We start from the raw sequence: 22,974 nt of genomic DNA on the forward strand, positions 1-22,974 counted from the left end.
TTGGCCCACCTGCTCCTGCTCGCCATCGTCTACGTGTCCTTCGTCAGCCTGGGGCTGCCCGACGCCGTCATGGGCGTGATCTGGCCGGCTATGCGGGCCGACATGGGCCAACCCCTGGCCGCCGTGGGCGTGCTAACCATCACCATGACGGTGTGCGCCGCCCTCAGCGCCGGCTTTGCCGGGCGCATCGTCGCGCGGGTGGGCACCGGCGTGGTGGTGGCAGCCAGTTGCCTGATGACCGCGCTGGCCCTGGTGGGCTTCTCCGTCGCACCCTCGTTTGCCTGGCTGGTGCTGCTGGGCATTCCGCTGGGCGCGGGCGGTGGCGCGGTCGATGCCAGCCTGAACCACTTCGTCGCCGCGCACTACTCGTCGCGCCACATGAACTGGCTGCACGGCTTCTGGGGTGTGGGGGCCACCACCGGCCCGGCCGTGATGGGCCTGGCGCTCGCCGGCCCGGGCGGCTGGACCCGCGGTGTGCTCACCCTCGGGCTGGCCCAGCTCACGCTGGCCGCGCTGCTCTGGGCCACGCTGTCGCTCTGGCGGCGCGAACGCAGCCACCCGACCGATGCCGCTGCGGCGGACGAGCCGCCCGTGGTGTTCAAACCGGTCGCGCGCCGCGCCCTGTGGCTGGCGCCGCTGTGTTTCCTGTTCTACGTGGCGGCCGAGATGGGCACCGGCCTGTGGGCCGCCAGCATCCTGGTCCACCGGGGCACCAACCTGGCCCAGTCGGGTTTCTGGGTCTCGGTGTATTTTGGGTCCATCACCGCCGGGCGTTTTGGCGTCGGCCTGGTGTCCAACCGCCTGGGCAACCGGCGGCTGGTGGGCCTGGGGGTCACGCTGGCCCTGGTGGGCGCTGTGCTGTTCGCCCTGCCGGGTCTGCCGGCGGCGCTGTCGCTGGCCGGCCTGGTGCTCATGGGCCTGGGCTGCGCCCCCGTGTTTCCTTCGCTGATGCACGAGGCCGCGCGGCGCTTTCCGGCGGACGTGGCGCGCACGGTGATTGGCCGGCAGATGATGGCCGCCTACGCGGGCGGCTCGGTCATCCCGGCGGCGTTTGGCCTGCTGGCCACCTGGGTCGGGCTCGGCGCGGTGATACCGGTGGTGGTGCTGCTGCTGATCGCCCTGCTGTGGGCGACCCGCGCCCTCGACCGGCTGACCTGAGACGGTGTGACCTCACGTGGGTTTGATGCGTGCCTCGTTGATCCGGGCCGAGCGCTGCCAGGCCGGCCGCGCCCGCACCCGCGCGGCATAGGCCTCGAACACCGGCCGCTTCTCGATGGTGCCGAACATCAGGCCCCAGACCAGGCTGGACCCCACGTAAACATCGGCCACGGTGAACTGCTCACCGCACACGTACGGCCCCTTCGACAGCCCGAGCTCCAGTGCATGCATCGTGTCGGCGTAACTGCCGAAGCCCACCATCACACTGCGGCCCTCGGGCACCTCCCAGCCGAGCGCGCGCGCCACGGCCGCTTGCTCCAGCGGCCCGGCGGCGAAAAACAGCCAGCGGTAGTAGTCGGCCCGGGCCGGCGAGTCGGGCGGCGGGACCAGGCCTTTTTCCGGGAACCGGTCGCCCAGGTAGGCGCAGATGGCCGCCGCCTCGGTCACCACCGCGTCGCCATGGCGCAGCGCCGGCACCTTGCCCATGGGGTTGACCGCCAGGTAATCCGGCGCCTTCATGGTGGTGCCGTAGTCCAGCCAGACGGTTTCGTAGGGCTCGTCCAGTTCTTCCATCATCCAGTGCGCGATGCGGCCGCGGGATTGGGGGTTGGTGTAGAGCGTGAGTGAAGACATGGCGAGGTCTCCTGTGGGCGGTACAACGAGGTCGCATCGTAGCCGGCTGGCGCGTACCGGTCCACCCCGGCGCAGGGGTGATGTGGAGCGGGCACAATCGCGGTTTGGCCCGCCCGTTGCCCACCGAAGTTGCCCCATGACCGACCACCTCCCCCTGCGCCCCGTGCGTTCTCAATACGAAGATTTCATGCGCCACGTCTTTGAGAACGGCGTGCACAAAGGCGACCGCACCGGCACCGGCACCAAGAGCGTGTTCGGCCACCAGATGCGCTTCGACCTGAACGAAGGTTTCCCGCTGGTGACCACCAAGAAGGTGTTCCTCAAGGCCATCATCGTCGAACTGCTGTGGTTCCTGCGCGGTGACAGCAACGTGAAATGGCTGCAGGAACGCGGCTGCACCATCTGGGACGAATGGGCGCGCGCCGACGGCGACCTCGGCCCGGTCTATGGGGTGCAGTGGCGCAGCTGGCCCACGCCCGACGGCGGCCACATCGACCAGATCGCCGACGTCATGCAGACGCTCAAGACCAACCCCGACTCGCGCCGCATCATCGTGAGCGCCTGGAACGTGGCCGAGCTGGACAAGATGGCACTCATGCCCTGCCACGCCTTTTTCCAGTTCTACGTGGCACCGGCCACCGAACCCGGCGGGCGCGGCAAGCTCAGTTGCCAGCTCTACCAGCGCAGCGCCGACATCTTCCTCGGCGTTCCCTTCAACATCGCCAGCTACGCCCTGCTCACCCACATGGTGGCGCAGCAGTGCGACCTGGACGTGGGCGACTTCATCTGGACCGGCGGCGACTGCCACATCTACAGCAACCACCACGAGCAGGTGGCGCTTCAGCTGAGCCGCACGCCCTTCGCCTACCCCACGCTGAACATCAAGCGCCGACCGGCTTCGATCTTCGATTACGAGTACGAGGATTTCGAGGTGCTCGGCTACGAGAGCCACCCGGCCATCAAAGCACCCGTCGCGGTTTGATCACCCGCCGCCAGCTCTGGGCGCTGCTGGCCCTCACGCTCATGTGGGGTGTCAACTGGCCCATGATGAAACTCTCGCTGCAGCAGTTGAGCCCGCTGTATTTCCGCGCCAGCACCATGCTGATCGGCGCGGCCTGGCTGTTCGTCTACGTGGCCGCCCAAGGCGAGCGCATGCGCCCGACCGGGCGCGAGTGGGCCGCCATCGCCTGGCTCGGCCTGCCCAACGTGCTGGGCTGGCACACGCTGTCCATCTTCGGCGTGCAGGAACTGGCGTCGGGTCGCGCGGCCATCCTGGGCTTCACCATGCCCATCTTCACGGTGCTGATCGGCGCGGCCTTCTTCGGCGAACGCATCACGCCGCGCGTGCGCCTGGCGGTGGTCTGCGTGGCGCTCGCCATCGCCCTGCTGCTGTGGCACGAGCTGCAGCGCCTCTCGGGTCGCCCCGCGGGCGTGGTCTGGATGCTCGGGGCCGCCGCGTCCTGGGCGCTGGGCACGCTGATGTTTCGCCGCGCCCACCTCACGCTCACGCCCATGGTGGTCACGGTCTGGATGCTGCTGCTGGGCAGTGGTGTGTTGTGGGCCTTGGCGCTCACGCTGGAGCCGCTGCCGCAACCGGCCACGTTCACCCCCATGATGTGGACCAGCCTGGCCTACGGCGCGCTCATCAACTACGGCCTGGCGCAGCTGATCTGGTTCGGCATGGCGCGCGACCTGCCGCCGGCCACCAGCGCCATGAGCGTGATGGCGATCCCGCTGGTGGGCACGCTCAGCGCCACCGTCATCGTGGGCGAAGTGCCGCACTGGCAGGACTGGCTGGCCATGGTCTTCGTGATGCTGGCGATTGCCAGCGTGCTGTGGCCCGCACGCAAAGCGGCGGCGGCACAATAGCGCCATGCCCGCCCAAGCCACCCGACTGCATCTCATCTTCGCCCGCGCCGCCAACGGCGTGATCGGCAAGGACAACGCCCTGCCCTGGCACCTGCCCGAGGACATGGCGCATTTCAAGCGCACCACGCTGGGTTGCCCGGTGATCATGGGCCGCAAGACCTGGGACTCGCTGCCGCCGAAGTTCCGCCCGCTGCCGGGGCGCCTGAACATCGTGATCACCCGCGACGCGGGCTGGCAGGCCGACGGCGCCACCCGCGCCTGCTCACTGTCCGAGGCCCTGGCGGCCTGCCCGCCCGGCACCGACGCCTGGGTGATCGGCGGCGCGCAGATCTACGCCCAGGCCCAGCCGCTGGCCAGCAGTGCCGTGGTGACCGAGATCGCGCGGGATTTCGAGGGCGATGCCTTCGCCCCGGTTTTCGGCCCCGAGTGGAAAGAGAGCACGCGCGAGACCCATATCTCGGTCAACGGTCTGCCGTTCGCCTTCGTCACCTACACCCGCCAGCCCTGAACCGGCCCGACACACCATGCAGCTCGCCACCTGGAACATCAACTCGCTCACCGTGCGCCTGCCCCAGGTGCTGGACTGGCTGGCCGCGAACCCGGTGGACGTGCTGGCGCTGCAGGAGCTCAAGCTCGCCGACGACAAGTTTCCCACGCAGGCGTTCGCCGACATCGGCTACCAGGCGCAGTGCTTCGGGCAGAAGACCTACAACGGCGTGGCGCTGCTGAGCAAGGCACCCGCCAGCGAGGTCATCAGGAACATCCCGGGTTTCGCCGACGAACAATCGCGCGTGCTGTGCGCCACCATCGACGGCGTGCGGGTGATCGGTGCCTACTTTCCCAACGGCCAGGAACCCGGCAGCGAAAAGTTTGCTTACAAGATGCGCTGGCTTGATGCGCTGCGCGACTGGGTGCGCACCGAAATGGCCGCACACCCGCAACTGGTGCTGATGGGCGACTACAACATCACCTTCGACGACGCCGATGTGTGGGACCCGGTGGGCCTGCGTGAAACCATCCACTGCACGACCGAAGAGCGCACCCATCTGCAGGCGCTCATCGGCCTGGGCCTGTGCGACGCGGTGCGCCTGTTTCCGCAGCCCGAGAAAAACTACAGCTGGTGGGACTACCGCGACCTCGCCTTCCGCCGCAACCGTGGCCTGCGCATCGACCACATCCTGATCAGCGAAGCGCTGAAGGCCCGCACCACGGCTTGCGGGATCGACAAGGCGCCGCGCAAGAACGAGCGCCCCAGCGACCACGCGCCGGTGGTTCTGACACTCGGATAACAACCGAAGGCGCCGCCGGCGCGAAATGCCTCAACCCAGAATGCCGCGGAACTGGTTTCGCCAGGCCGCAGGCATTGCCCCCTGCAGGGGGTGGCGCGAAGCGCCGCGGGGGGTCACTCCAGATTCAATTCCTGGATCTTGCGCGTGATGGTGTTGCGGCCAATCCCCAGCTTGTGCGCCGCCTCGATGCGGCGCCCCCGGGTACTGGCCAGCGCGGTCTGGATCAACCGCGTCTCGAACCGGCGCGTGAGCACGTCCCACACGTCGGTGCGCCCCTCCGCCAGCAAGGCCTGGGCCTCGGCCTGCAGGCCCGCTTCCCACGCCTGAGGCACGCCGACCACAGGCACCGCCGTGAGCGGCTCGCTCGGCGCGAACACCATCGGCTCGGCATGAAGCGGCTGCACCAGGGCCTGTGGCTGGGGCGCCGTCAGCGCCTCTGGAACGACCGGGATCGACGGCGCGGCTTCTGGCGCCGCCATGGCCGGACTGGCCGCCGTACCCGCCAACGCCAGCACTTCGGGGGGCAGGTCCTTGAGTTCGATCACCTGGGCCGGCGCCATGACGGTCAGCCAGTGGCACACGTTTTCCAGCTGGCGCACGTTGCCCGGGAAGTCGAACGTGCCCAGCAGCCGCAGTGCCGCCTCTGAAATGCGCTTGGGCTCCACACCCAGTTGCGTGGCGCTCTGCTGCAGGAAAAAGCGCGTGAGCATGGGCACGTCTTCACGCCGCTCGCGCAGCGCGGGCAGACGCAAGCGGATCACGTTGAGCCGATGGAACAGGTCTTCGCGGAACACCCCTTCCTTGACGCGCTGCTCCAGGTTCTGGTGGGTGGCGGCGATCACGCGCACGTTGGCGCGCACCGCGCTGTGGCCCCCCACGCGGTAGAAATGCCCGTCGGACAACACGCGCAGCAGCCGGGTCTGCAGATCAAACGGCATATCGCCGATCTCGTCGAGGAACAGCGTGCCGCCATCGGCCTGCTCGAAGCGACCGCGGCGCATGGTCTGTGCCCCGGTGAAGGCGCCGCGCTCATGGCCGAACAGTTCGGATTCCAGCAGGTCCTTGGGAATCGCGGCGGTGTTGATGGCCACGAAGGGGCCGGCCGAGCGCGGCGAATGCTTGTGCAGCGCACGCGCCACCAGCTCCTTGCCCGACCCGGACTCGCCGGTGATGAGCACCGTGACCTGGCTCTGGCTCAGGCGCCCGATGGCGCGAAACACGTCCTGCATGGCGGGCGCCTGCCCGAGCATTTCGGGCGCCGCGCTCATGCGCTCTTCGGACACCTCCTCGCGCTGGCTTTCCTCCACCGCGCGGCGGATCAGCTCGATCGCCTTGGGCAGGTCAAACGGCTTGGGCAGGTACTCGAAGGCACCGCCCTGAAAAGCCGACACCGCGCTGTCCAGATCGGAAAACGCGGTCATGATGATGACCGGCAGGCCGGGGAGCTTTTCCTTGACCTTCTCCAGCAGATCCAGCCCCGAGCCACCGGGCATGCGGATGTCGCTCACCAGGATCTGCGGGCCTTCACTTTCGGGGGTGTCCGTCAAAGCCTTGAGGACCTCCTGGGGGTTCGTGAAACTGCGGGTCGGCAGGTTCTCGCGCAACAGCGCTTTCTCTAGCACGAAGCGGATCGATTGGTCGTCATCCACTATCCAGATCGGCTTCATGTGTTCTGTGTCCCTTCGTCAGGCGCGGCGTTGTGAGTTCGGTTTCATGGCAACGGAATCAGCAGTTTGAAATCCGTGTGACCCGGGACGCTCTCACACTCGATCAGACCATGGTGCTGCTGGACAAAGGTTTGTGCCAGCGTGAGGCCAAGGCCGGAGCCGCCATCGCGCCCCGACACCAGCGGGAAAAAGATGCGGTCCTTGATCGAGTCTGGAACCCCAGGCCCGTTGTCGATCACATGCAATTCCAGTGCCAGCCGATAACGCTGCTTGCCGAAGGTCACTTGCCGCCCCACCCGCGTGCGGAACGTGATCTGCGCGTCGCCCTCCGCGATGCGCTCGCCCAGCGCCTGGGCCGCGTTGTGCGCGATGTTGAGCACCGCCTGGATCAGCTGTTCGCGGTCGCCCCGGAACTCGGGGATGGATGTGTCGTAGTCGCGCACCACGCGCAGGCCCTTGGGAAACTCGGCCACGATCAGCGAGCGCACGCGCTCACACACCTCGTGGATGTTCACGTCGCCCACCACGTGCGGGCGCCGGTGTGGCGCCAGCAGCCGGTCCACCAGCGACTGCAAGCGGTCCGCCTCGTGGATGATGACCTGCGTGTATTCGATCAGCTCCTTGGACTCCAGCTCCATCTGCAGCAGTTGCGCCGCGCCGCGGATGCCGCCCAGCGGGTTCTTGATCTCGTGCGCGAGGTTGCGGATCAGCTCCTTGTTGGCCTGCGCCTGGTCGATCAAACGCTCTTCGCGTTCCTGCCGGGTCTGCTGCTCCAGCGGCAGCAGCTCGACGATGACCTCCCCCGGGGTTTCGGTCTGTGCCACCACCACATGCACGGGCAACGGCTCGTGCGTCGCACGCCGGAGCCAGGCGTCGTAACGCAGCGCGGCAAATTCGTTGCCGCGGGCGCCGCTCAAGGCGCTCTGCAACAGCGTGGGTTCGGTGAAGCAGTCTTGCAGCAAAGCGCCGGTGATGCTGCGTCGTGACATGCCCAGCGCATCCTCCAGTGCCGCGTTGGCATACAGAATGGCGCCGTCGGAAGCGACCACGGCCACCAGGGTGGCCAGCAGATCCAGCGAATGGAAACGCAGCGCGTTGGCCGCAGGCCGCGCCACCGGCCGGGCAGGCGCTGCGGGGCTGTCCGCGGAAAGGGATGGGGTGGGGGGGGCTGGCTTTTTCAAGCCGCTTATTTTGCGGCAGTTCCGGGGGAGCCCGCGGAACCATCGAGTCGGCTCAATTCGCGGCGGATACCCGCCACATCGGCCTCGGCCCGGGCCACGGCCGCCTTGAGCTCGGCCACGCGGTCCAGATAGCGCTGGTAGTTGCGCGATTCAATGCCCTGCTTCTCGGGCTCGCCGTTGGCGTACTCCTTTTGGGCCTGCGCCAGACGCTCTTCGGCTTTGCGCAGCTCCGCCGCGAGAATGGCACGCGCGTCGCTGTCACGGGCACGCTGCTCTGGAGAGTTGATGCGCTGCTCACCCCCCCCACGCGCGGCGGGCGTGGCGGCGGCGGGCCGGCTGGCCTGCGGCGTGATGCCCTGCACGATGGTAATGTTGCCTCCCTCCATCAGCTTGCAGCCACGGTTTTTGGCCACCTGGGCGTTGTTGGTGTATTCGTTGCCGCAGCGGTAAATGCGTTCCTGGGCCTGCGCCTGAACCACAAACAAACCAGCTGCACCGGCAATCAACCAACGAATAGCGTAGGGAGGCAAGGGAATCAACAACACGTCTCTCCAAGCGCCGGCGGCGCGTGTTCATCACATTTCAGTATGACCGAAAACCGTCCAAAAAGTGCCTGCGTCCCAGCGCAGGGTGGTGAATTTGCCTCACCCCATGCAAAAGGGACGGCGTCTGCCGTCCCTTTTGCATGGGGTCCACGGTAGCCGTGGACCCGGTGAGAACAACCCGGCCAAGCCGGGCCGGCCTTTACAGGCTGTAGTACATGTCGAATTCGACCGGGTGCGGCGCCATGCGGAAACGCGTGACTTCGGCCATCTTCAGTTCGATGTAGGCATCGAGCATAGAGTCGGTGAACACACCGCCCTTGGTCAGGAAACCGCGGTCCTTGTCGAGGTAGTCCAGCGCCTGGTCGAGGCTGTGGCACACGGTGGGGACCAGCTTGTCTTCCTCCGGCGGCAGGTGGTACAGATCCTTGGTGGCGGCTTCGCCCGGGTGGATCTTGTTCTCCACGCCGTCCAGACCCGCCATCATCAGCGCCGAGAAGCACAGGTAGGGGTTGGCAGAAGGATCGGGGAAACGGGCTTCGATGCGGCGCCCCTTGGGGTTGGCCACGTACGGGATGCGGATCGAGGCCGAGCGGTTGCGGGCCGAGTAGGCCAGCTTCACCGGAGCTTCGAAGCCGGGCACCAGACGCTTGTACGAGTTCGTGCCGGGGTTGGTGATGGCGTTCAGGGCACGGGCGTGCTTGATGATGCCGCCGATGTAGAACAGCGCGAAGTCGCTCAGGCCCGCATAGCCGTCACCGGCGAAGAGGTTCTTGCCATCTTTCCAGATCGACTGGTGCACGTGCATGCCCGAGCCGTTGTCGCCCGCGTAAGGCTTGGGCATGAAGGTCGCGGTCTTGCCGTAGGCGTTGGCCACGTTCTGCACCACGTACTTCAGGACCTGGGTCCAGTCGGCGCGCTCGACGAGCGTGCTGAACTTGGTACCGATTTCGTTCTGGCCAGCGCCCGCCACTTCGTGGTGGAACACTTCGACCGGGATGCCCAGCGATTCGAGGATCAGGGACATCTCGGCGCGCATGTCTTGCGTGCTGTCGACCGGGGGCACGGGGAAGTAGCCGCCCTTGACGGTGGGACGGTGGCCGCGGTTGCCGCCTTCGAGCTTGGCGCCGCTGTTCCAGGGGGCTTCGTACTCTTCGATCTCATACATCACGCGACCGGGTTCGTTGCTCCAGCGCACGCCGTCGAAGATGAAGAATTCGGGTTCCGGTCCGAAGAAAGCGGTGTCGCCCAGGCCGGAGGCCTTGAGGTAGGCTTCGGCGCGCTTGGCGATGGAACGCGGATCGCGGTCGTAGGCCTTACCGTCACCGGGCTCGATCACGTCGCACTGCAGGAATAGGGTGGTTTCTTCGTAGAACGGATCGATGTTGGCGGTGCTGGGGTCGGGCATGAGCTGCATGTCCGAGGCTTCGATGCCCTTCCAGCCAGCCACCGAAGAACCGTCGAACGCGTGGCCCGAGGTGAATTTGTCTTCGTCGAAGTGGGAAACAGGCACGGTCACGTGCTGCTCTTTGCCCCGGGTGTCGGTGAAACGGAAGTCAACAAACTTGACTTCGTTGTCTTTCACCATTTGCATCACGTCTGCGACGGTCTTGGCCATCAAATACTCCTGTAGCTGGGTGAGTGGAAATAAAAACGACGTACGAGTTAAGCAGTATTTGTGCCATTGCATGACGCGCGACACAGACCCGGAATGCCAATCCCGCTTGCTCGGGCGGAATTATCGCCGAGGCGGTGCACCATCAAGATCGGACGCACCGGTTTAAAACAGGCAACGCCAGGATGTGCGGACAAAACAGCAACGCTCTTCACACAAAAAGCACCAATGCAGTGCAATTCACAAAATAGCACCCATGTGGTGCAATCATTCAACGCACCATTTCAGGGCCAAGCTCGGCGCCACAGGCCTGCAGACCCGACAACAGATCGCCAAAGGCCGCCTCCACGGCCACCGGCGTGCCCTTGACCCCCAGTTCGATGTGCCGACCGAACTCCGGGTGGTCCACGCTGGGCAGACTGAACACCTTGACCGGATGCGTCTCTTCGATACGCTCCATGAGCGGCGTGAGGGTGGCCTCCATCGTGCCCATGACCACCACCGAACGCTCCAGCCAGGTGCCGGGGCGTTGCCAATGGCGGTACTGCTGATCCAGCACGGCTTCGATCATGGGCCAGGCCATCACGGGAAACCCGGGCACGAAATGCACCACACCACCGCCAGGGCCGTCGCACGAGAAGCCCGGAATCCGGTTGTAGGGGTTGTGGATGATCCGCGCGCCCACCGGAAACACACCCATGTTGTAGCGATGCACGTTGTCGGCACGCTCAGGGTCAAAAACCTGCCCTTGCTCGGCGGCGATGTCGCGCATGCGCTGCTCGATCAGGTCGCGCGCCTCGGGATGCAAATGCAGCGCCACGCCCAGAGCGGCGGCAGCGCATTGGCGGGTGTGGTCATCGGGCGTGGCGCCAATGCCGCCGCAGGAAAACACCACGTCGGCGCTGGCGAACGCATCGCGCAGTGTGGCTGTGATGCGCTCGCGGTCATCCCCCACACAACGGGCCCAGGCCAGCGACAGCCCGCGGGCGGCCAGCAGCTCAATGACTTTGGGCAGGTGTTTGTCGGCCCGTTTGCCGGAGAGGATTTCGTCTCCGATGATGATGAGTCCGAAAGGAGGTGGCATGGTCGTTTTTGATGGCATTCAGAGAGGTCCCATGGTGCCAGGCGGCGGCAGGCCCTGGTCTTCCGCGGGCCCCGCGGCGGGCAGATTCAATGGCCTCGGCACGGCCGCGTCGGCGCTGCTCATCTGGGCCTCGGACGCATCGCGCGGCGAGGTTGCCCGCAAATGCTGCAGTGCGGCCAGCGCGAAATGCGCAAACCAGAGCGATGCAAACGCGAACACCAGGGTGTAGATCCAGATCGCAACCGGCACCAGCAGCGGCGCCAATGCAATGACCATGGCCCCCGACGCCCATAACAGGCTGGGCGCCGCTCCCAGATAGCCGCTGAGCACCCCCATGAGCAAAAAGCTGCCCCGATGCTCACGCAGGATGCGCTTGCGCTCATCGGCGCTGGCATGTTCGGCCAGCGCGTCAAAGGCAAAGACCCGGTAGGTGAGCCAGCCCCAGATCAGCGGGGGCAGGATCAACACCATGGGAGGGACCAACCACAGCGGTATGGACATCACCAGCACCAGCACCGCGAGCACGGTGGACCCGAGCGACCACAACACACTCGCCAGCAGCGAACCGCCGTGCTTGCGCTCCAGCGTGGCAAAGCGCCGCTGCCCCACCAGAGACACCATGGCCGGCGTCATGAGCACAGCCACCAGCAGCAGGCACGACAACACGATGACCGGTGTGGCCAGCACCAGCACCAGCAACGGCGCAAACACCGTGCGCAGCGAGCCCATGCCCACGCGGTCGAGCCAGCTGAGCAAGGCCTGCATCAGCTCGTAGGCCTCCAGCCAGGCGGCCACGGACGCCACCGCCCCCTCCCAGAAAAAGTAGCCCAGCCCGAACGACACCAGCACCATCAGGATCAGGGGCAGGAACGAGAGCGCGATCACGCGCGGATGCATGCAGTAGGCGACGGCGCGCCAAAACGAATCGAACAGCAACTTCATAGGGACAAGAATACAGGGACTCCATACGCCCCCAGCTCACAAGAATACCCGCCGGTGGATACGGCCCGCAGCGCGGTGGCCCCGACGTTTCAGGCTTGGGGGCGATGGGTACCCCATTTGCGGGATAGGCAGCACCCGCGCTTCTGGGCACAATTCTTGGTCCCAAGCACGAGCCACCATGCCACGCCCAAATAAGGCGGTCCGGCGGCCATGGCCGGGTTGCGACACCAAGCCCTGATTCTCCAGCGACTGGCTTTTACCACGCCCCAGGCGATCCCACGGGCGTGGTCAGCCTGCGAGGAGCTACCCAAACCCAAAGGAATTCACACAAACAGCGTTGCAGTCGCGCCTCTGGTCGGTTTCTTTATGAGCGATATCCATACACTTTGATACAGACAATACGAACAACGAATTGCTTATGAACTTCTGGTCCAACCCATGGCTGCTTGCAGCGCTGATCCCTGCACTTCTGGTGCTGGGCGCGCTGCTGCATCGAGCCTGGGAAGCCAGACGAACCCGACGCCAAAGGCGCATGCCCAAGCATTGGCCCTTGAGCACACGGGCCATCGCCAACAGCGAAGAGGCGCGCGTCTGGCACTGGCTGGCGCGGGCTTTCTACGACCACCACATCATGATCAAGCTGCCGGTGACCCGCTTCACGCTGCCGCGAGACAGAGAACAGGGCATGCATTGGTACCGATTGCTCGGGGGGGTGTACTGCACGTTCACGGTCTGCAAAGCAGACGGCCGCGTGGTGGGTTGCCTGGACGTGCCCGGGCGCCTGCCGTTGCCACGCAGCACCCGCCTGCTCAAGCACTCGCTGCTGACCCAGTGTGGCCTGCCCTACTGGGTGGTGCGGTCCAACGCTCTGCCGACGGTGGCGGAAATCCGGGCCGAATTCCTGGGTGAATCGCCCACCGTTCAATCCATGCGAGAGCGTGAACAGGAAGAGCGGGCCATCATTGCCGCGCAGACCAACCTGCGCTCGGCCATCTCGCGCCAGCGCAGCAACCGGCAAAGCGACTTCAGCCCGCTGTCCACCTGGCCCAACAGCACGACCGGTCAGGCGCCCAACAGCGTCCTGGGTTCCCAGTGGCAGGAAAACTCGTTCCTGGTCCCCCTGGACAGCCGCAAGGGCGATCTGCTCTGAACCAGCTCAGGTGCCAGCGGGAGCGCCGACCTTCTGCGTGAGGGCCGACACCTCCCCGCTCGTGAGCCAGCGCCACTGGCCAGGCAACAGATCGGCGGGCAGCACCAGTTGTCCCATGGAAGACCGGTGCAACCCTTCCACCCGGTTGCTCACCGCAGCCACCATGCGCTTGACCTGGTGGTACTTGCCGTCGGTCAACGTCAAACGCAGGTGGTGATCGGTCACGGCCTGACAGGCCGCGGCCCGCACCGGCCTGGGATCGTCATCGAGCACCACGCCTTCGAGCAAGCGGGCCACCTGGCGATCATCCAGCGGGTGCTTGACCTGCACCTCGTACACCTTCGGCACATGGTGCCGGGGCGAGGTCATGCGGTGGATGAACTTGCCGTCGTCGGACAACAGCAGCAAGCCGGTGGTGTCCTGGTCCAGCCGCCCCACCGCCTGCACCCCTGCCGCCGCGCCGCCTCCCCGGCTGCGCAACGGCCCCGGCAACAGGGTGTAGACGCTCGGGTAGGTGCTGGGCTTTTGTGAGCACTCATAGCCTGCCGGTTTGTGCAGCATGAGGTAGGCCAGCGCATGGTAGTTCCAGCGCTCCCCCTGCACCCAGAACTCCAGACCGTGCTCCTCCAACTCGCGGGTCGGGTCCGTGCAAACGGCTCGCTCGGCCCCGACCTGAACCAGCCCCTGCTGTACCAGCCCACAACAAACACGGCGTGTGCCAAAGCCCTGGGAAAAAAGAATGTCCTGTAACTGCATCATGGTGAGTGGATTGTCACCGCTGCCAGGCGGCGCCCCAACGCATCGGCCAGAATAGGAGCGAAAACTGCATCAGGTGCTCGATCGGTGAAACATACATTCAAGAAGTGGCTCCCCAAGCCGGAGACCGTGCGCCAGAACCGGTGGCTGCGATGGCTGGGACCCGTTCTGCACCACCCCCGACTCTGGCATTTCAGCCGCAAAGGCATCGCCCTCGGGCTGGCGCTGGGCATCTTCTTTGGGCTGCTGATCCCCGTGGCCCAAATCCCGGTATCGGCCACCGTGGCGGTTCTTTTGCGGGCCAACCTCCCCATGGCGGTGGCCAGCACCCTGGTGACGAACCCGGTGACCTTTGGGCCGGTGTACTACGGCGCCTACCGACTCGGCAAAAGGATTCTGGGAGAGCCCGCGCTCACGGAAGCGCAGGCCATGGATCTGCTGGAAGGAACCCAAGCAACGCCCGCACCGGAGCAGGGCTGGACCGATCAATTGGTGCACTGGGCCCGCAAGCTGAAGACCGTGGGCAAGCCATTGGTGGTGGGTCTGTCCATCATCGCCACCGCCAGTGGCCTGGCCGTCTATTTCCTGACGAGCGCGCTGTGGATACTCAAAACCCGCTGGACGCGCCGCGGACGGTTGCGCGAGCGCGCACACCGCGATGCGGTCGGTGGAAAGTCTTTGGGGGATTGAAAGCAAAACCCGGGGCATCGGAGCCCCGGGGCTGAGTGTGTGGTGGAGCTGGGGGGATTTGAACCCCCGTCCGCAAGCCTTCTTCGCGCAGTTCTACATGTGTAGCCGTCTGATTTGAGTCTCGCTTCCTGAATCGCGCAGCGGCACGCTACACAGGACGCCAGCAACCTTGAATCTTGTTGTGCGCCAAGTTACCCGACGCCCAACCAGCCTATTGAATTATCTTTGCAGCCTGGACTCTCGCGGCTTGCGCCGTTTGAACCCTTGCCCAGCCCATAGGCCTGCTGTTGCAAAGCTCACCGGCAATTAAGCGGCGAGTGCGAAACGTTCGTCGTTTGCAGTTAGTTTTTTTCTGCGGTTTTACGAGGTGACAGAACCTCGACATGCCCTGCTGCGTGTCCGAACCCACGTCGAAACCAGTGCAGCCCCTGAGCAACCAAGTTTAAGGCAGTTCCAGCAATTGCAAGACCTGAAGGGGTGAAAAAACCTCGGCGTCGGCACCCCAGGCCGATGCGTCGGCCCCCAGTCCGAGGTAACCGTAGTGTGCGGCCACGGTGGGCATGCCTGCAGCCTGCCCGGCCTGGATGTCGCGCTGATCGTCCCCCACGTAAAGGCACTGCGCCGGCAACACCCCCAGGCGCCGAGCCGCCTCCAGCAAGGGCTCGGGATGGGGTTTGGCATGGGGCGTCGTGTCACCGCTGACGATGGTGCCTGCGGTGTCAAAAAGCCGCATGGCCTGGGTCAACGGCGTGGTGAAACGCTGCGATTTGTTGGTCACCACTCCCCAAAGCAGTCCTCCCTGCACCAGCGCCGCCAACAGGCGATCCACCTCCATGAAAGGCTGGGTGCGCTGCGTCAGGCAGGCTTCGTAGTGGGCAAAGAACTCCTGTTTGAGCGGCTCATACCCAGCATGATCCGGGTCGATGTCAAAAGCCACACGCAACATGCCCCGAGCCCCAGCGCCAGCCAAGGGCCGGTAGCGCTCCAGTGGCAGCGGGGCCAGGCCGCGCTGTGTGCGCATGGCGTCGGCCGCCGCGCCCAGATCGGGCGCGCTGTCGATCAGAGTGCCATCCAGGTCGAACAGCACGGCCCGAATACCGCGGAACACGCGATCGGTCATGGCTTTCGTGTCGCGATCAGGTAGTTCACGCTGGTGTCCTGACTCAGCCAGTAGCGCTGGGTGAGCGGGTTGAATTCCATGCCACGCGTCTGCGTCAGCTCCAGCCCGGCAGCACGGCAATGGCTCGCCAACTCGCTGGGTCGAATCATCTTGGCGTACTCGTGCGTGCCCTTGGGCAGCATCTGCAGCAGGTATTCGGCGCCCACGATGGCAAACAGGAACGACTTCGGGTTGCGGTTGATGGTGGAGAAAAACACCCATCCACCGGGTTTCACCAGCGCCGAGCAGGCTCGAACCACGGAAGCCGGGTCCGGCACGTGCTCCAGCATTTCCATGCAGGTCACCACATCAAAGGCACCGGGCTGCTCCTGCGCCAGCGCCTCAGCGCTGATTTCCCGGTAGCTCACGTGCTGCGTCCCCGCCTCCAACGCATGGAGCTGGGCCACCTTGAGCGCCTTGACGGCCAGATCGATGCCCGTGACCTCTGCGCCCTTGCGTGCCATTGAATCCGACAGGATGCCGCCCCCACACCCCACATCGAGCACGTTTTTGCCACTCAGGCTGGCCAGACCGTCGATCCAGCCCAGACGCAAGGGATTGATCTGGTGCAAGGGCCTGAATTCGCTCTCGGGATCCCACCAACGATGGGCAAGGTCAGAGAATTTGGCCAGTTCGGCGGGATCGGCATTGACAGTTGGATTCATGCGGTCAATTTTCACACGGCTTCAGGGTACCAGACCGTGCTGATCGGCAAAACGCCGCCGCTCCGCCACGACCTCCCGCCGAGTGATGCAGGCCTTGGGCGCAGTCGCGTTTCGGGCCTTCCAATGGTTCCGGTACGCAGGGTTCTGGTAGGGATCTGCCACGACGTAACCGGAGCGTCCCACACACGGTCCATCGGGCGGACAGTCTTTCCAGGTCGCCCCAAAGACGATGCGCCCATCGCGGGTCAGCCCGGGGAAGGCGCTGGCCAGCACCAATGTCCGCCAATCTTCCACTTGGAAAGCTCCGGCCTCGGGAGGCAGACGCCGATCGAGAAAGTACACACTGGAATTGGAGGTGTAGACCAACATCGCAGGGGCATGGGTCGCAAATCCAAACACGGCCTTTCCAGGGGTGGCGCGCAGGTCCCATTTCAGATCGCAGGGATGCTGTTCGTCCAGCGCCCCCGCAGCCAAACCATAAACGCGCATGCTCGGCCGGCCCTGTCGCGGATTGATCGGTATGGCGGAAAACTCCAGGCCATCCACCGAGATCATGGGCAATGTGTACACATTGCCATCGACGCTCTGCCTTTGAGCACAGATGAACTGCGCACCGGTATCGTGCACGATATCAACCTGCCCACCGCGGTCTCGCAACCCCAGGGTCCGGACCTGCAGCGGGCCCGTCCCCTGCCCCGAACGGTCCCCCTGCGGCCAACTCATGGACCGGATCCAGATCAACGACGGATCTGTACTCTTCTCCGCGGGAAGCTCCGAGGCTGCGGCATAGAACCCCCGCATCCCCCCCGAAAACAAGGGTTGCGCCTTTTGCTGCCGGCGCAGGACATCCGACAACCGGTAGTGGCTCCCGTTCACGTCCACCAGGAAGCGCCAGCTCCCCTGCACCGGAAACGCCTCATTGCTCAAGGGCGTGCGGTAGGCTTGCAACCCCCCCTGTGGTTCGGCCGGCAACTCGATCAGGGACACCTGTCCGAACAAGCTGCCTGAAAAAGACCTCAACACGAAACGTCCGTCCGGGCTGATGCGCTCGTAGGTCCCCAGGGCTGCGATGCCATTGCTGTCCTTCCCGACCACGTCCGGATCGAGCGCGAGATAGCTGACAGGATCAATGCACGCATCCTGACCAGGGGTGTCGGCTTGCCCGGTGGCGGTTCCCAGGCACAACGCACCGGCCAGTGCCATCAAGCGCCCCGCCCGGCACCTGGACAGGCAACGCAGCCGATCAGAGGCAGCTTCCTTGAGCGTCACTTGGGGACCCCCAGGGTGGGCCAATACCCTCACCTGGCACCTTTCGGCTCTGCATGCAGCAAGGCTTGGCGCCGGAGCTCGAGGGAATCCCGCCAAGCGGTATCGGGCATGACGCCCAGGATGGGCCACGCATGCACACTGGAGCCAAGAAATACCAGGCTGAAAGGCAGGTGATCCACTCGATTCCAGACCGAATGGCACAAAACCGGCTGGTCATGGAGCCGTTGGCGGTCGACGCTGTCGAGCCCGGACGCAGCCAAGGCGTCATCCCACTCGGACGCGGTCACCCGTGGGTCTTTCCACGCAAGCACTTGGAAGTGGGCCTCTTCTGCCGCGGCCTTCATGCGAGGCCATTCGAGAAGGCTGTACGCCATGCGAGGCGACAACAGCATCACCACGGTGGCCCTCGTTTGCGCCTCGACAGAGCCCATCAGCAGACAGTGACGTTCAAGCCCGGTCGCTTCACGCACCGGATACCGGTCATACAGACCTTCAGCAGGTCTTTCCGAAGGTGCGCCACAGGCAACCAGCGACAGACACCACAGGAAAAACAAAAACCGATTCATGGATCGACGACCAGAAAAAAGCCCCATGTGCTTTCACACATGGGGCCTTGCGTCAGAAACGCAGCAAAGGAGACTTATTTGCCAGCGCGCGTACCGACAACTTCCACTTCCACGCGACGGTTCTTGGCGCGACCTTCGCGGGTGCCGTTATCGGCCACCGGCTGGGACTCGCCCTTGCCTTCGGTGTAGATGCGATTGCTTTCGATGCCTTTGCTCACCAAGTAAGCTTTGACAGCCTCGGCGCGGCGATTGGACAGCGACTGGTTGTATTTGTCAGAGCCAACGGAGTCGGTATGACCCACGGCAATCACCACTTCCAGATTGATGCCGGAAACCTTGCCAGCCAAATCATCCAGCTTGGCTTTGCCTTCGGGCTTGAGCACAGCCTTGTCGAAGTCAAAGAATGCGTCTGCAGCGTAGGTCACCTTGGTGGCCACCGGAGCGGGAGCAGGTGCAGCTGGGGCCGGAGCGGGAGCAGGCGCGGCCACTGGAGCGGGTGCGGGTGCCGGGGCCGGCACAATGGCGCCATCACAATCCTTGGCCGCCGTGGCAGGCGTCCAGCTGGAATTGCGCCAGCACAGGGTGCCGTCGCCGTTCTTCCATTGAAGATTGCCATGGCCACTGCGCCAGTTGTCATTGGTTTCGGTGCCACTGGAGGGCGCAGCGAAAGCACTAGTTGCCAGAGCAGCGGATGCAATCAACATTGCCACTTTGTTCAGTTTATTCATGGTTTTTCCTCTTGGTATTGCCCCAAATGGGGCTGCTATCGACAGTGACGCTTGAAGTGACCACCACTCAAAACGTTGAATTTATTGTGCCACAAGCAAACTATAGCCATCTGTGCGCTGCCATACCGTGTTGTAACCACATTCTGCTTCTCCAAGTCATTCGTTGTTGAGGCACAACAGACCTACCGATCAGGGCCTGTGCCACGCCACCACTAAAATGAGCGGTTGCCTTTTGGCTCACATCCGTACACCAGCACCCGTTCATGACACAGTTCGCCAAAGAGACCCTGCCCATCAGTCTTGAAGAGGAGATGCGACGCAGCTACCTCGATTACGCCATGAGCGTGATCGTTGGTCGTGCCTTGCCAGACGCACGCGACGGGCTCAAGCCGGTGCACAGGCGCGTGCTGTTTGCCATGCACGAGCTGAACAACGATTGGAACCGTGCGTACAAAAAATCGGCGCGCATCGTTGGTGACGTCATCGGTAAATACCATCCGCATGGTGACAGCGCGGTTTACGACACCATCGTCCGCATGGCGCAGGACTTCTCGTTGCGCCACATGCTGGTCGATGGCCAGGGCAACTTCGGTTCGGTGGACGGTGACAACGCCGCGGCCATGCGCTACACCGAAATCCGGCTGTCGAAGATCGCCCACGAAATGCTGGCCGACATCGACAAGGAGACGGTCAACTTCGGCCCCAACTACGACGGCTCCGAAAAAGAGCCCTTGGTGCTGCCCTCGCGTTTGCCCAACCTGCTGGTCAACGGATCGTCCGGTATCGCTGTGGGCATGGCGACCAACATCCCGCCGCACAACCTCAACGAGGTGGTCGATGCCTGCCTGCATCTGCTGAAGCACCCGGAAGCCTCCATTGACGAACTGATGGAAATCGTGCCGGCGCCCGACTTCCCCACCGCGGGCATCATCTACGGCATGAATGGTGTTCGGGACGGTTACCGCACCGGACGCGGACGCGTGGTGATGCGTGCCAAGTGCCACTTCGAAGACATTGACAAAGGCCAGCGCCAGTCCATCATCGTGGACGAGCTGCCCTACCAGGTCAACAAGAAGACCCTCCAGGAGCGCATCGCCGAACTCGTGCACGAGAAGAAGATCGAAGGCATCAGCCACATTCAGGACGAGTCGGACAAGTCCGGCATGCGCCTGGTGATCGAGCTCAAGCGGGGTGAGGTGCCCGAGGTGGTGCTCAACAACCTGTACAAGCAGACCCAGCTGCAGGACACCTTTGGTATCAACATGGTGGCGCTGATCGATGGCCAGCCGCGCCTGTGCAACCTCAAGGACCTGATCCAGGTGTTCCTGGAGCACCGCCGTGAAGTGGTGACGCGCCGCACGGTGTTCAACCTGCGCAAGGCCCGCGAGCGTGGTCATGTGCTGGAAGGCCTGGCCGTTGCGCTGGCCAATATCGACGACTTCATCCGCATCATCCGCGAGTCGCCCACACCGCCGGTGGCCAAGGCCGAGTTGATGGCCCGTCCCTGGGACAGCCAGTTGGTCCGCGAAATGTTGACCCGCACGCGCGCCGATGGCGGTGTGATCAACGCCGACGACTACCGTCCGGATGGACTCGAAAAAGCCTTTGGCATGGGCAGTGATGGTCTGTACCGCCTGTCCGAAACCCAGGCGCAGGAAATCCTGCAGATGCGCCTGCAGCGCCTGACCGGCCTGGAGCAGGACAAGATCGTGGCCGAGTACAAGGAGGTCATGGGCGAGATCGACGATCTGCTCGACATCCTGGCGCGGCCCGAGCGCGTGTCCGCCATCATTGGCGAAGAGCTGACGGAAGTGAAGGTCGAGTTTGGCCAGACCAAGCTGGGCGCTCGCCGCAGCGAGATCGAACACAGCGCACAGGACCTCTCCACCGAGGACCTGATCACGCCCACCGACATGGTGGTCACGCTCAGTCACAGCGGCTACATCAAGAGCCAGCCTCTCTCCGAATACCGGGCGCAGAAGCGCGGCGGTCGCGGCAAGCAGGCCACGGCCACCAAGGAAGACGACTGGATCGACCAGCTCTTCATCGCCAACACGCACGACTACATCCTGTGCTTCTCCAACCGGGGCCGCCTGTACTGGCTCAAGGTTTGGGAAGTTCCGGCGGGTTCGCGTGGTTCGCGCGGCCGCCCCATCGTCAACATGTTCCCGCTGCAGGAAGGCGAGAAGATCAACGTGGTGCTGCCGCTGACCGGTGAGATGCGCAGCTTCCCGTCCGACCGTTTTGTGTTCATGGCCACGTCCATGGGCACGGTCAAGAAGACCGCGCTGGACGAATTCAGCAACCCGCGCAAGGCCGGCATCATCGCGGTGGACCTGGACGACGGCGACTTCCTGATCGGAGCGGCACTCACCGATGGCCAGCACGACGTGATGCTGTTCTCCGATGGCGGCAAAGCCGTGCGTTTCGACGAAAACGATGTGCGCCCGATGGGCCGCAACGCGCGTGGTGTTCGCGGCATGATGATCGAAGACAGCCAGAGCGTGATCGCCATGCTGGTGGCCGAGGACGAAGCACAGAGCGTGCTCACCGCCACCATCAATGGCTATGGAAAACGCACGCCGATTGGCGAGTACACGCGCCACGGTCGTGGCACCAAGGGCATGATCGCGATCCAGCAAAGTGAGCGCAACGGCAAGGTGGTGGCCGCCACGCTGGTGCACAGCGACGACGAGATCATGCTGATCACCGACAAGGGTGTGCTGGTGCGCACCCGCGTGAGCGAGATCCGCGAAATGGGCCGGGCCACGCAAGGGGTGACCCTGATCGCGCTGGATGAAGGCGCTGAGCTCTCCGGCCTGCAACGCATCGTGGAAAACGATGCGAACGTGCCGGAGCTCGCCGACCCGAGCGAGGCGGATGACGCCGGCGCCGAAGCGCCATGACGCGCCCCTACAATTTTTCCGCCGGTCCGGCCGCCATGCCGGCCGAGGTGCTGCAGCAAGCGGCCAGCGAGATGCTCGACTGGCACGGTAGCGGCATGAGCGTGATGGAGATGAGCCACCGCGGCAAGGAGTTCATGTCCATCATCGAGACGGCCGAATCGGATCTGCGCGAACTGCTGGCCGTTCCGGCCCATTTCCGCATCCTGTTCATGCAGGGCGGCGGTCTGGCTGAAAACGCTATCGTTCCGCTGAACCTCTCGCGTGGCGGGGTGGTGGACTTTGTGGTCACCGGCAGCTGGAGCCAGAAGTCGTTCAAGGAGGCCGGCAAATACTGCGAGGCCCGCCTGGCCGCCAGCAATGCGGCAGAAGCGCACACTGAGTTGCCCGACCCCGCTTCGTGGCAGCTCAGCCGCGATGCCCAGTACGTGCACCTCTGCAGCAACGAAACCATCAACGGGATCGAAGTCCATCAGTTGCCCGACCTCAAAGTGCTGGGCAGCGATGCGCCGCTGGTGATCGACTTTTCCTCGCACGTTGCATCGCGACCGGTTGACTGGTCGCGTGTCGGCCTGGCTTTTGGCGGCGCCCAGAAGAATCTGGGGCCAGCCGGTCTCACGCTGGTGGTGGTGCGCGAGGACCTGCTGGGGCACGCGCTGTCCATCTGCCCGAGTGCGTTCGACTACAAGACCGTGGCCGACAACGCATCCATGTACAACACGCCCCCTACCTACGCCATCTACATGGCCGGCCTGACCTTCCAGTGGCTCAAGCGCCAGAGCGAGGGTGAGTTCCGCGGCGTGGCGGCCATGGAGCAGCGCAATCTGGCCAAGGCCACCCTGCTCTACGACTTCATCGACCAGTCGCAGCTGTACATCAACAAGGTGGCCCGGAACTGCCGCTCGCGCATGAACGTGCCTTTTTTCCTGCGCGACGAGTCGCGCAACGAGGCCTTCCTGGCCGGCGCGAAGGCCGCGGGCCTGTTGCAGCTCAAGGGCCACAAATCGGTCGGTGGCATGCGCGCCAGCCTCTACAACGCCTTGCCGCTGGCGGGTGTACAAGCGCTGGTGACCTACATGCGCGATTTCGAGAAAACCCGGGCCTGACG

General features: G+C 64.5%; 22 protein-coding genes and 1 other RNA gene. 9 read left to right on the top strand and 14 right to left on the bottom strand.

Features of this window, described 5'->3' with window-relative positions:
- Positions 1 to 1,158 carry an MFS transporter gene (locus KIH07_RS20325; RefSeq protein WP_226493695.1) on the top strand — a complete coding sequence of 386 codons (1,158 nt, stop codon included), beginning with the start codon at positions 1 to 3 and terminating at the stop codon, positions 1,156 to 1,158.
- A gap of 12 nt (positions 1,159 to 1,170) precedes the next feature.
- Here KIH07_RS20325 and KIH07_RS20330 read toward each other — a convergent pair whose 3' ends face one another.
- A complete protein-coding gene (locus tag KIH07_RS20330; protein WP_226493696.1) occupies positions 1,171 to 1,791 on the bottom strand; it encodes a glutathione S-transferase family protein in 621 nt (206 codons plus the stop codon).
- 136 nt (positions 1,792 to 1,927) lie between these two features.
- Between KIH07_RS20330 and KIH07_RS20335 the strand changes: the two genes are divergently transcribed.
- Genes KIH07_RS20335 through xth form a run of 4 tightly spaced genes read left to right on the top strand, consistent with a single transcriptional unit; the run spans position 1,928 to position 4,949 of the window.
- On the top strand, positions 1,928 to 2,773 hold the full coding sequence (locus KIH07_RS20335) for a thymidylate synthase (RefSeq protein WP_226493697.1): 846 nt from the start codon (positions 1,928 to 1,930) through the stop codon (positions 2,771 to 2,773).
- Positions 2,770 to 3,660 carry a DMT family transporter gene (locus tag KIH07_RS20340; protein WP_226493698.1) on the top strand — a complete coding sequence of 297 codons (891 nt, stop codon included), beginning with the start codon at positions 2,770 to 2,772 and terminating at the stop codon, positions 3,658 to 3,660. Before KIH07_RS20335 ends, KIH07_RS20340 begins: the two co-directional genes overlap by 4 nt.
- A gap of 4 nt (positions 3,661 to 3,664) precedes the next feature.
- On the top strand, positions 3,665 to 4,168 hold the full coding sequence (locus tag KIH07_RS20345; protein ID WP_226493699.1) for a dihydrofolate reductase: 504 nt from the start codon (positions 3,665 to 3,667) through the stop codon (positions 4,166 to 4,168).
- Positions 4,169 to 4,184: 16 nt separating this feature from the next.
- Complete coding sequence (gene xth, locus KIH07_RS20350) at positions 4,185 to 4,949, top strand: exodeoxyribonuclease III (RefSeq protein WP_226493700.1); 765 nt, start codon at positions 4,185 to 4,187, stop codon at positions 4,947 to 4,949.
- 113 nt (positions 4,950 to 5,062) lie between these two features.
- On the opposite strand, the gene ntrC is transcribed toward xth, so the two are convergent.
- From ntrC to KIH07_RS20380, 6 genes are all read right to left on the bottom strand, one after another.
- Positions 5,063 to 6,616: a nitrogen regulation protein NR(I) gene (gene ntrC / locus KIH07_RS20355; protein WP_226493701.1), complete on the bottom strand. Its 1,554-nt coding sequence runs from the start codon at positions 6,614 to 6,616 to the stop codon at positions 5,063 to 5,065.
- 44 nt (positions 6,617 to 6,660) lie between these two features.
- Positions 6,661 to 7,806, bottom strand: a complete 1,146-nt coding sequence (gene glnL, locus KIH07_RS20360) for a nitrogen regulation protein NR(II) (RefSeq protein ID WP_413465810.1) — start codon at positions 7,804 to 7,806, stop codon at positions 6,661 to 6,663.
- Positions 7,803 to 8,339, bottom strand: coding sequence for a hypothetical protein (locus KIH07_RS20365; protein WP_413465781.1), 537 nt, complete (start codon positions 8,337 to 8,339; stop codon positions 7,803 to 7,805). Before KIH07_RS20365 ends, glnL begins: the two co-directional genes overlap by 4 nt.
- 202 nt (positions 8,340 to 8,541) lie before the next feature.
- A complete protein-coding gene (gene glnA / locus KIH07_RS20370; RefSeq protein ID WP_226493702.1) occupies positions 8,542 to 9,957 on the bottom strand; it encodes a type I glutamate--ammonia ligase in 1,416 nt (471 codons plus the stop codon).
- Between the two features lie 268 nt (positions 9,958 to 10,225).
- Positions 10,226 to 11,038 (bottom strand): competence/damage-inducible protein A, encoded by an 813-nt coding sequence (locus KIH07_RS20375; protein ID WP_226493703.1) that lies wholly within the window; start codon positions 11,036 to 11,038, stop codon positions 10,226 to 10,228.
- A gap of 18 nt (positions 11,039 to 11,056) precedes the next feature.
- Entirely contained in the window at positions 11,057 to 11,980 is a 924-nt protein-coding gene (locus KIH07_RS20380; protein WP_226493704.1) for an EI24 domain-containing protein, read from the bottom strand.
- Between the two features lie 550 nt (positions 11,981 to 12,530).
- On the opposite strand from KIH07_RS20380, the gene KIH07_RS20385 reads away from it, so the two are divergent.
- Positions 12,531 to 13,130 carry a hypothetical protein gene (locus tag KIH07_RS20385; RefSeq protein WP_226493705.1) on the top strand — a complete coding sequence of 200 codons (600 nt, stop codon included), beginning with the start codon at positions 12,531 to 12,533 and terminating at the stop codon, positions 13,128 to 13,130.
- A 6-nt stretch (positions 13,131 to 13,136) separates the two neighbouring features.
- Here the strand turns inward: KIH07_RS20385 and KIH07_RS20390 are convergent, their stop codons facing one another.
- A complete protein-coding gene (locus KIH07_RS20390; RefSeq protein ID WP_226494776.1) occupies positions 13,137 to 13,886 on the bottom strand; it encodes a 16S rRNA pseudouridine(516) synthase in 750 nt (249 codons plus the stop codon).
- Between the two features lie 87 nt (positions 13,887 to 13,973).
- Here KIH07_RS20390 and KIH07_RS20395 point away from each other — a divergent pair, with 87 nt between their 5' ends.
- Entirely contained in the window at positions 13,974 to 14,576 is a 603-nt protein-coding gene (locus KIH07_RS20395; protein WP_226493706.1) for a DUF2062 domain-containing protein, read from the top strand.
- Between the two features lie 40 nt (positions 14,577 to 14,616).
- Here KIH07_RS20395 and ssrA read toward each other — a convergent pair.
- The 6 genes from ssrA to ompA form a co-directional block, all read right to left on the bottom strand.
- Positions 14,617 to 15,005, bottom strand: a transfer-messenger RNA (tmRNA) gene (ssrA, locus tag KIH07_RS20400).
- A gap of 13 nt (positions 15,006 to 15,018) precedes the next feature.
- A complete protein-coding gene (gene gph, locus KIH07_RS20405) occupies positions 15,019 to 15,684 on the bottom strand; it encodes a phosphoglycolate phosphatase (RefSeq protein WP_226494777.1) in 666 nt (221 codons plus the stop codon).
- 8 nt (positions 15,685 to 15,692) lie between these two features.
- Positions 15,693 to 16,400, bottom strand: a complete 708-nt coding sequence (gene ubiG, locus KIH07_RS20410) for a bifunctional 2-polyprenyl-6-hydroxyphenol methylase/3-demethylubiquinol 3-O-methyltransferase UbiG (protein WP_226493707.1) — start codon at positions 16,398 to 16,400, stop codon at positions 15,693 to 15,695.
- Between the two features lie 21 nt (positions 16,401 to 16,421).
- Complete coding sequence (locus KIH07_RS20415) at positions 16,422 to 17,603, bottom strand: hypothetical protein (RefSeq protein WP_226493708.1); 1,182 nt, start codon at positions 17,601 to 17,603, stop codon at positions 16,422 to 16,424.
- A gap of 95 nt (positions 17,604 to 17,698) precedes the next feature.
- Positions 17,699 to 18,262, bottom strand: a complete 564-nt coding sequence (locus KIH07_RS20420; protein ID WP_226493709.1) for a hypothetical protein — start codon at positions 18,260 to 18,262, stop codon at positions 17,699 to 17,701.
- Between the two features lie 47 nt (positions 18,263 to 18,309).
- Entirely contained in the window at positions 18,310 to 18,963 is a 654-nt protein-coding gene (gene ompA / locus KIH07_RS20425; RefSeq protein WP_319004834.1) for an outer membrane protein OmpA, read from the bottom strand.
- A gap of 263 nt (positions 18,964 to 19,226) precedes the next feature.
- Here ompA and gyrA point away from each other — a divergent pair, with 263 nt between their 5' ends.
- Positions 19,227 to 21,869, top strand: coding sequence for a DNA gyrase subunit A (gyrA, locus tag KIH07_RS20430; RefSeq protein WP_226493710.1), 2,643 nt, complete (start codon positions 19,227 to 19,229; stop codon positions 21,867 to 21,869).
- Positions 21,866 to 22,972, top strand: coding sequence for a 3-phosphoserine/phosphohydroxythreonine transaminase (gene serC, locus KIH07_RS20435; RefSeq protein WP_226493711.1), 1,107 nt, complete (start codon positions 21,866 to 21,868; stop codon positions 22,970 to 22,972). The genes gyrA and serC overlap by 4 nt, the downstream gene beginning before the upstream one ends.
- Positions 22,973 to 22,974 lie beyond the last annotated feature (2 nt).

Source organism: Hydrogenophaga taeniospiralis, assembly GCF_020510445.1.
Classification (GTDB): domain Bacteria; phylum Pseudomonadota; class Gammaproteobacteria; order Burkholderiales; family Burkholderiaceae_C; genus Hydrogenophaga.

Coding starts and splice junctions, on each gene's coding strand:
- KIH07_RS20330 (WP_226493696.1), bottom strand. CDS start 1,791: ATGTCTTCACTCACGCTCTACACCAACCCCCAATCCCGCGGCCGCATC.
- KIH07_RS20335 (WP_226493697.1), top strand. CDS start 1,928: ATGACCGACCACCTCCCCCTGCGCCCCGTGCGTTCTCAATACGAAGAT.
- KIH07_RS20345 (WP_226493699.1), top strand. CDS start 3,665: ATGCCCGCCCAAGCCACCCGACTGCATCTCATCTTCGCCCGCGCCGCC.
- xth (WP_226493700.1), top strand. CDS start 4,185: ATGCAGCTCGCCACCTGGAACATCAACTCGCTCACCGTGCGCCTGCCC.
- ntrC (WP_226493701.1), bottom strand. CDS start 6,616: ATGAAGCCGATCTGGATAGTGGATGACGACCAATCGATCCGCTTCGTG.
- glnA (WP_226493702.1), bottom strand. CDS start 9,957: ATGGCCAAGACCGTCGCAGACGTGATGCAAATGGTGAAAGACAACGAA.
- KIH07_RS20375 (WP_226493703.1), bottom strand. CDS start 11,038: ATGCCACCTCCTTTCGGACTCATCATCATCGGAGACGAAATCCTCTCC.
- KIH07_RS20380 (WP_226493704.1), bottom strand. CDS start 11,980: ATGAAGTTGCTGTTCGATTCGTTTTGGCGCGCCGTCGCCTACTGCATG.
- KIH07_RS20390 (WP_226494776.1), bottom strand. CDS start 13,886: ATGCAGTTACAGGACATTCTTTTTTCCCAGGGCTTTGGCACACGCCGT.
- ubiG (WP_226493707.1), bottom strand. CDS start 16,400: ATGAATCCAACTGTCAATGCCGATCCCGCCGAACTGGCCAAATTCTCT.
- KIH07_RS20415 (WP_226493708.1), bottom strand. CDS start 17,603: ATGGCACTGGCCGGTGCGTTGTGCCTGGGAACCGCCACCGGGCAAGCC.
- KIH07_RS20420 (WP_226493709.1), bottom strand. CDS start 18,262: ATGGGGCTTTTTTCTGGTCGTCGATCCATGAATCGGTTTTTGTTTTTC.
- ompA (WP_319004834.1), bottom strand. CDS start 18,963: ATGAATAAACTGAACAAAGTGGCAATGTTGATTGCATCCGCTGCTCTG.
- gyrA (WP_226493710.1), top strand. CDS start 19,227: ATGACACAGTTCGCCAAAGAGACCCTGCCCATCAGTCTTGAAGAGGAG.
- serC (WP_226493711.1), top strand. CDS start 21,866: ATGACGCGCCCCTACAATTTTTCCGCCGGTCCGGCCGCCATGCCGGCC.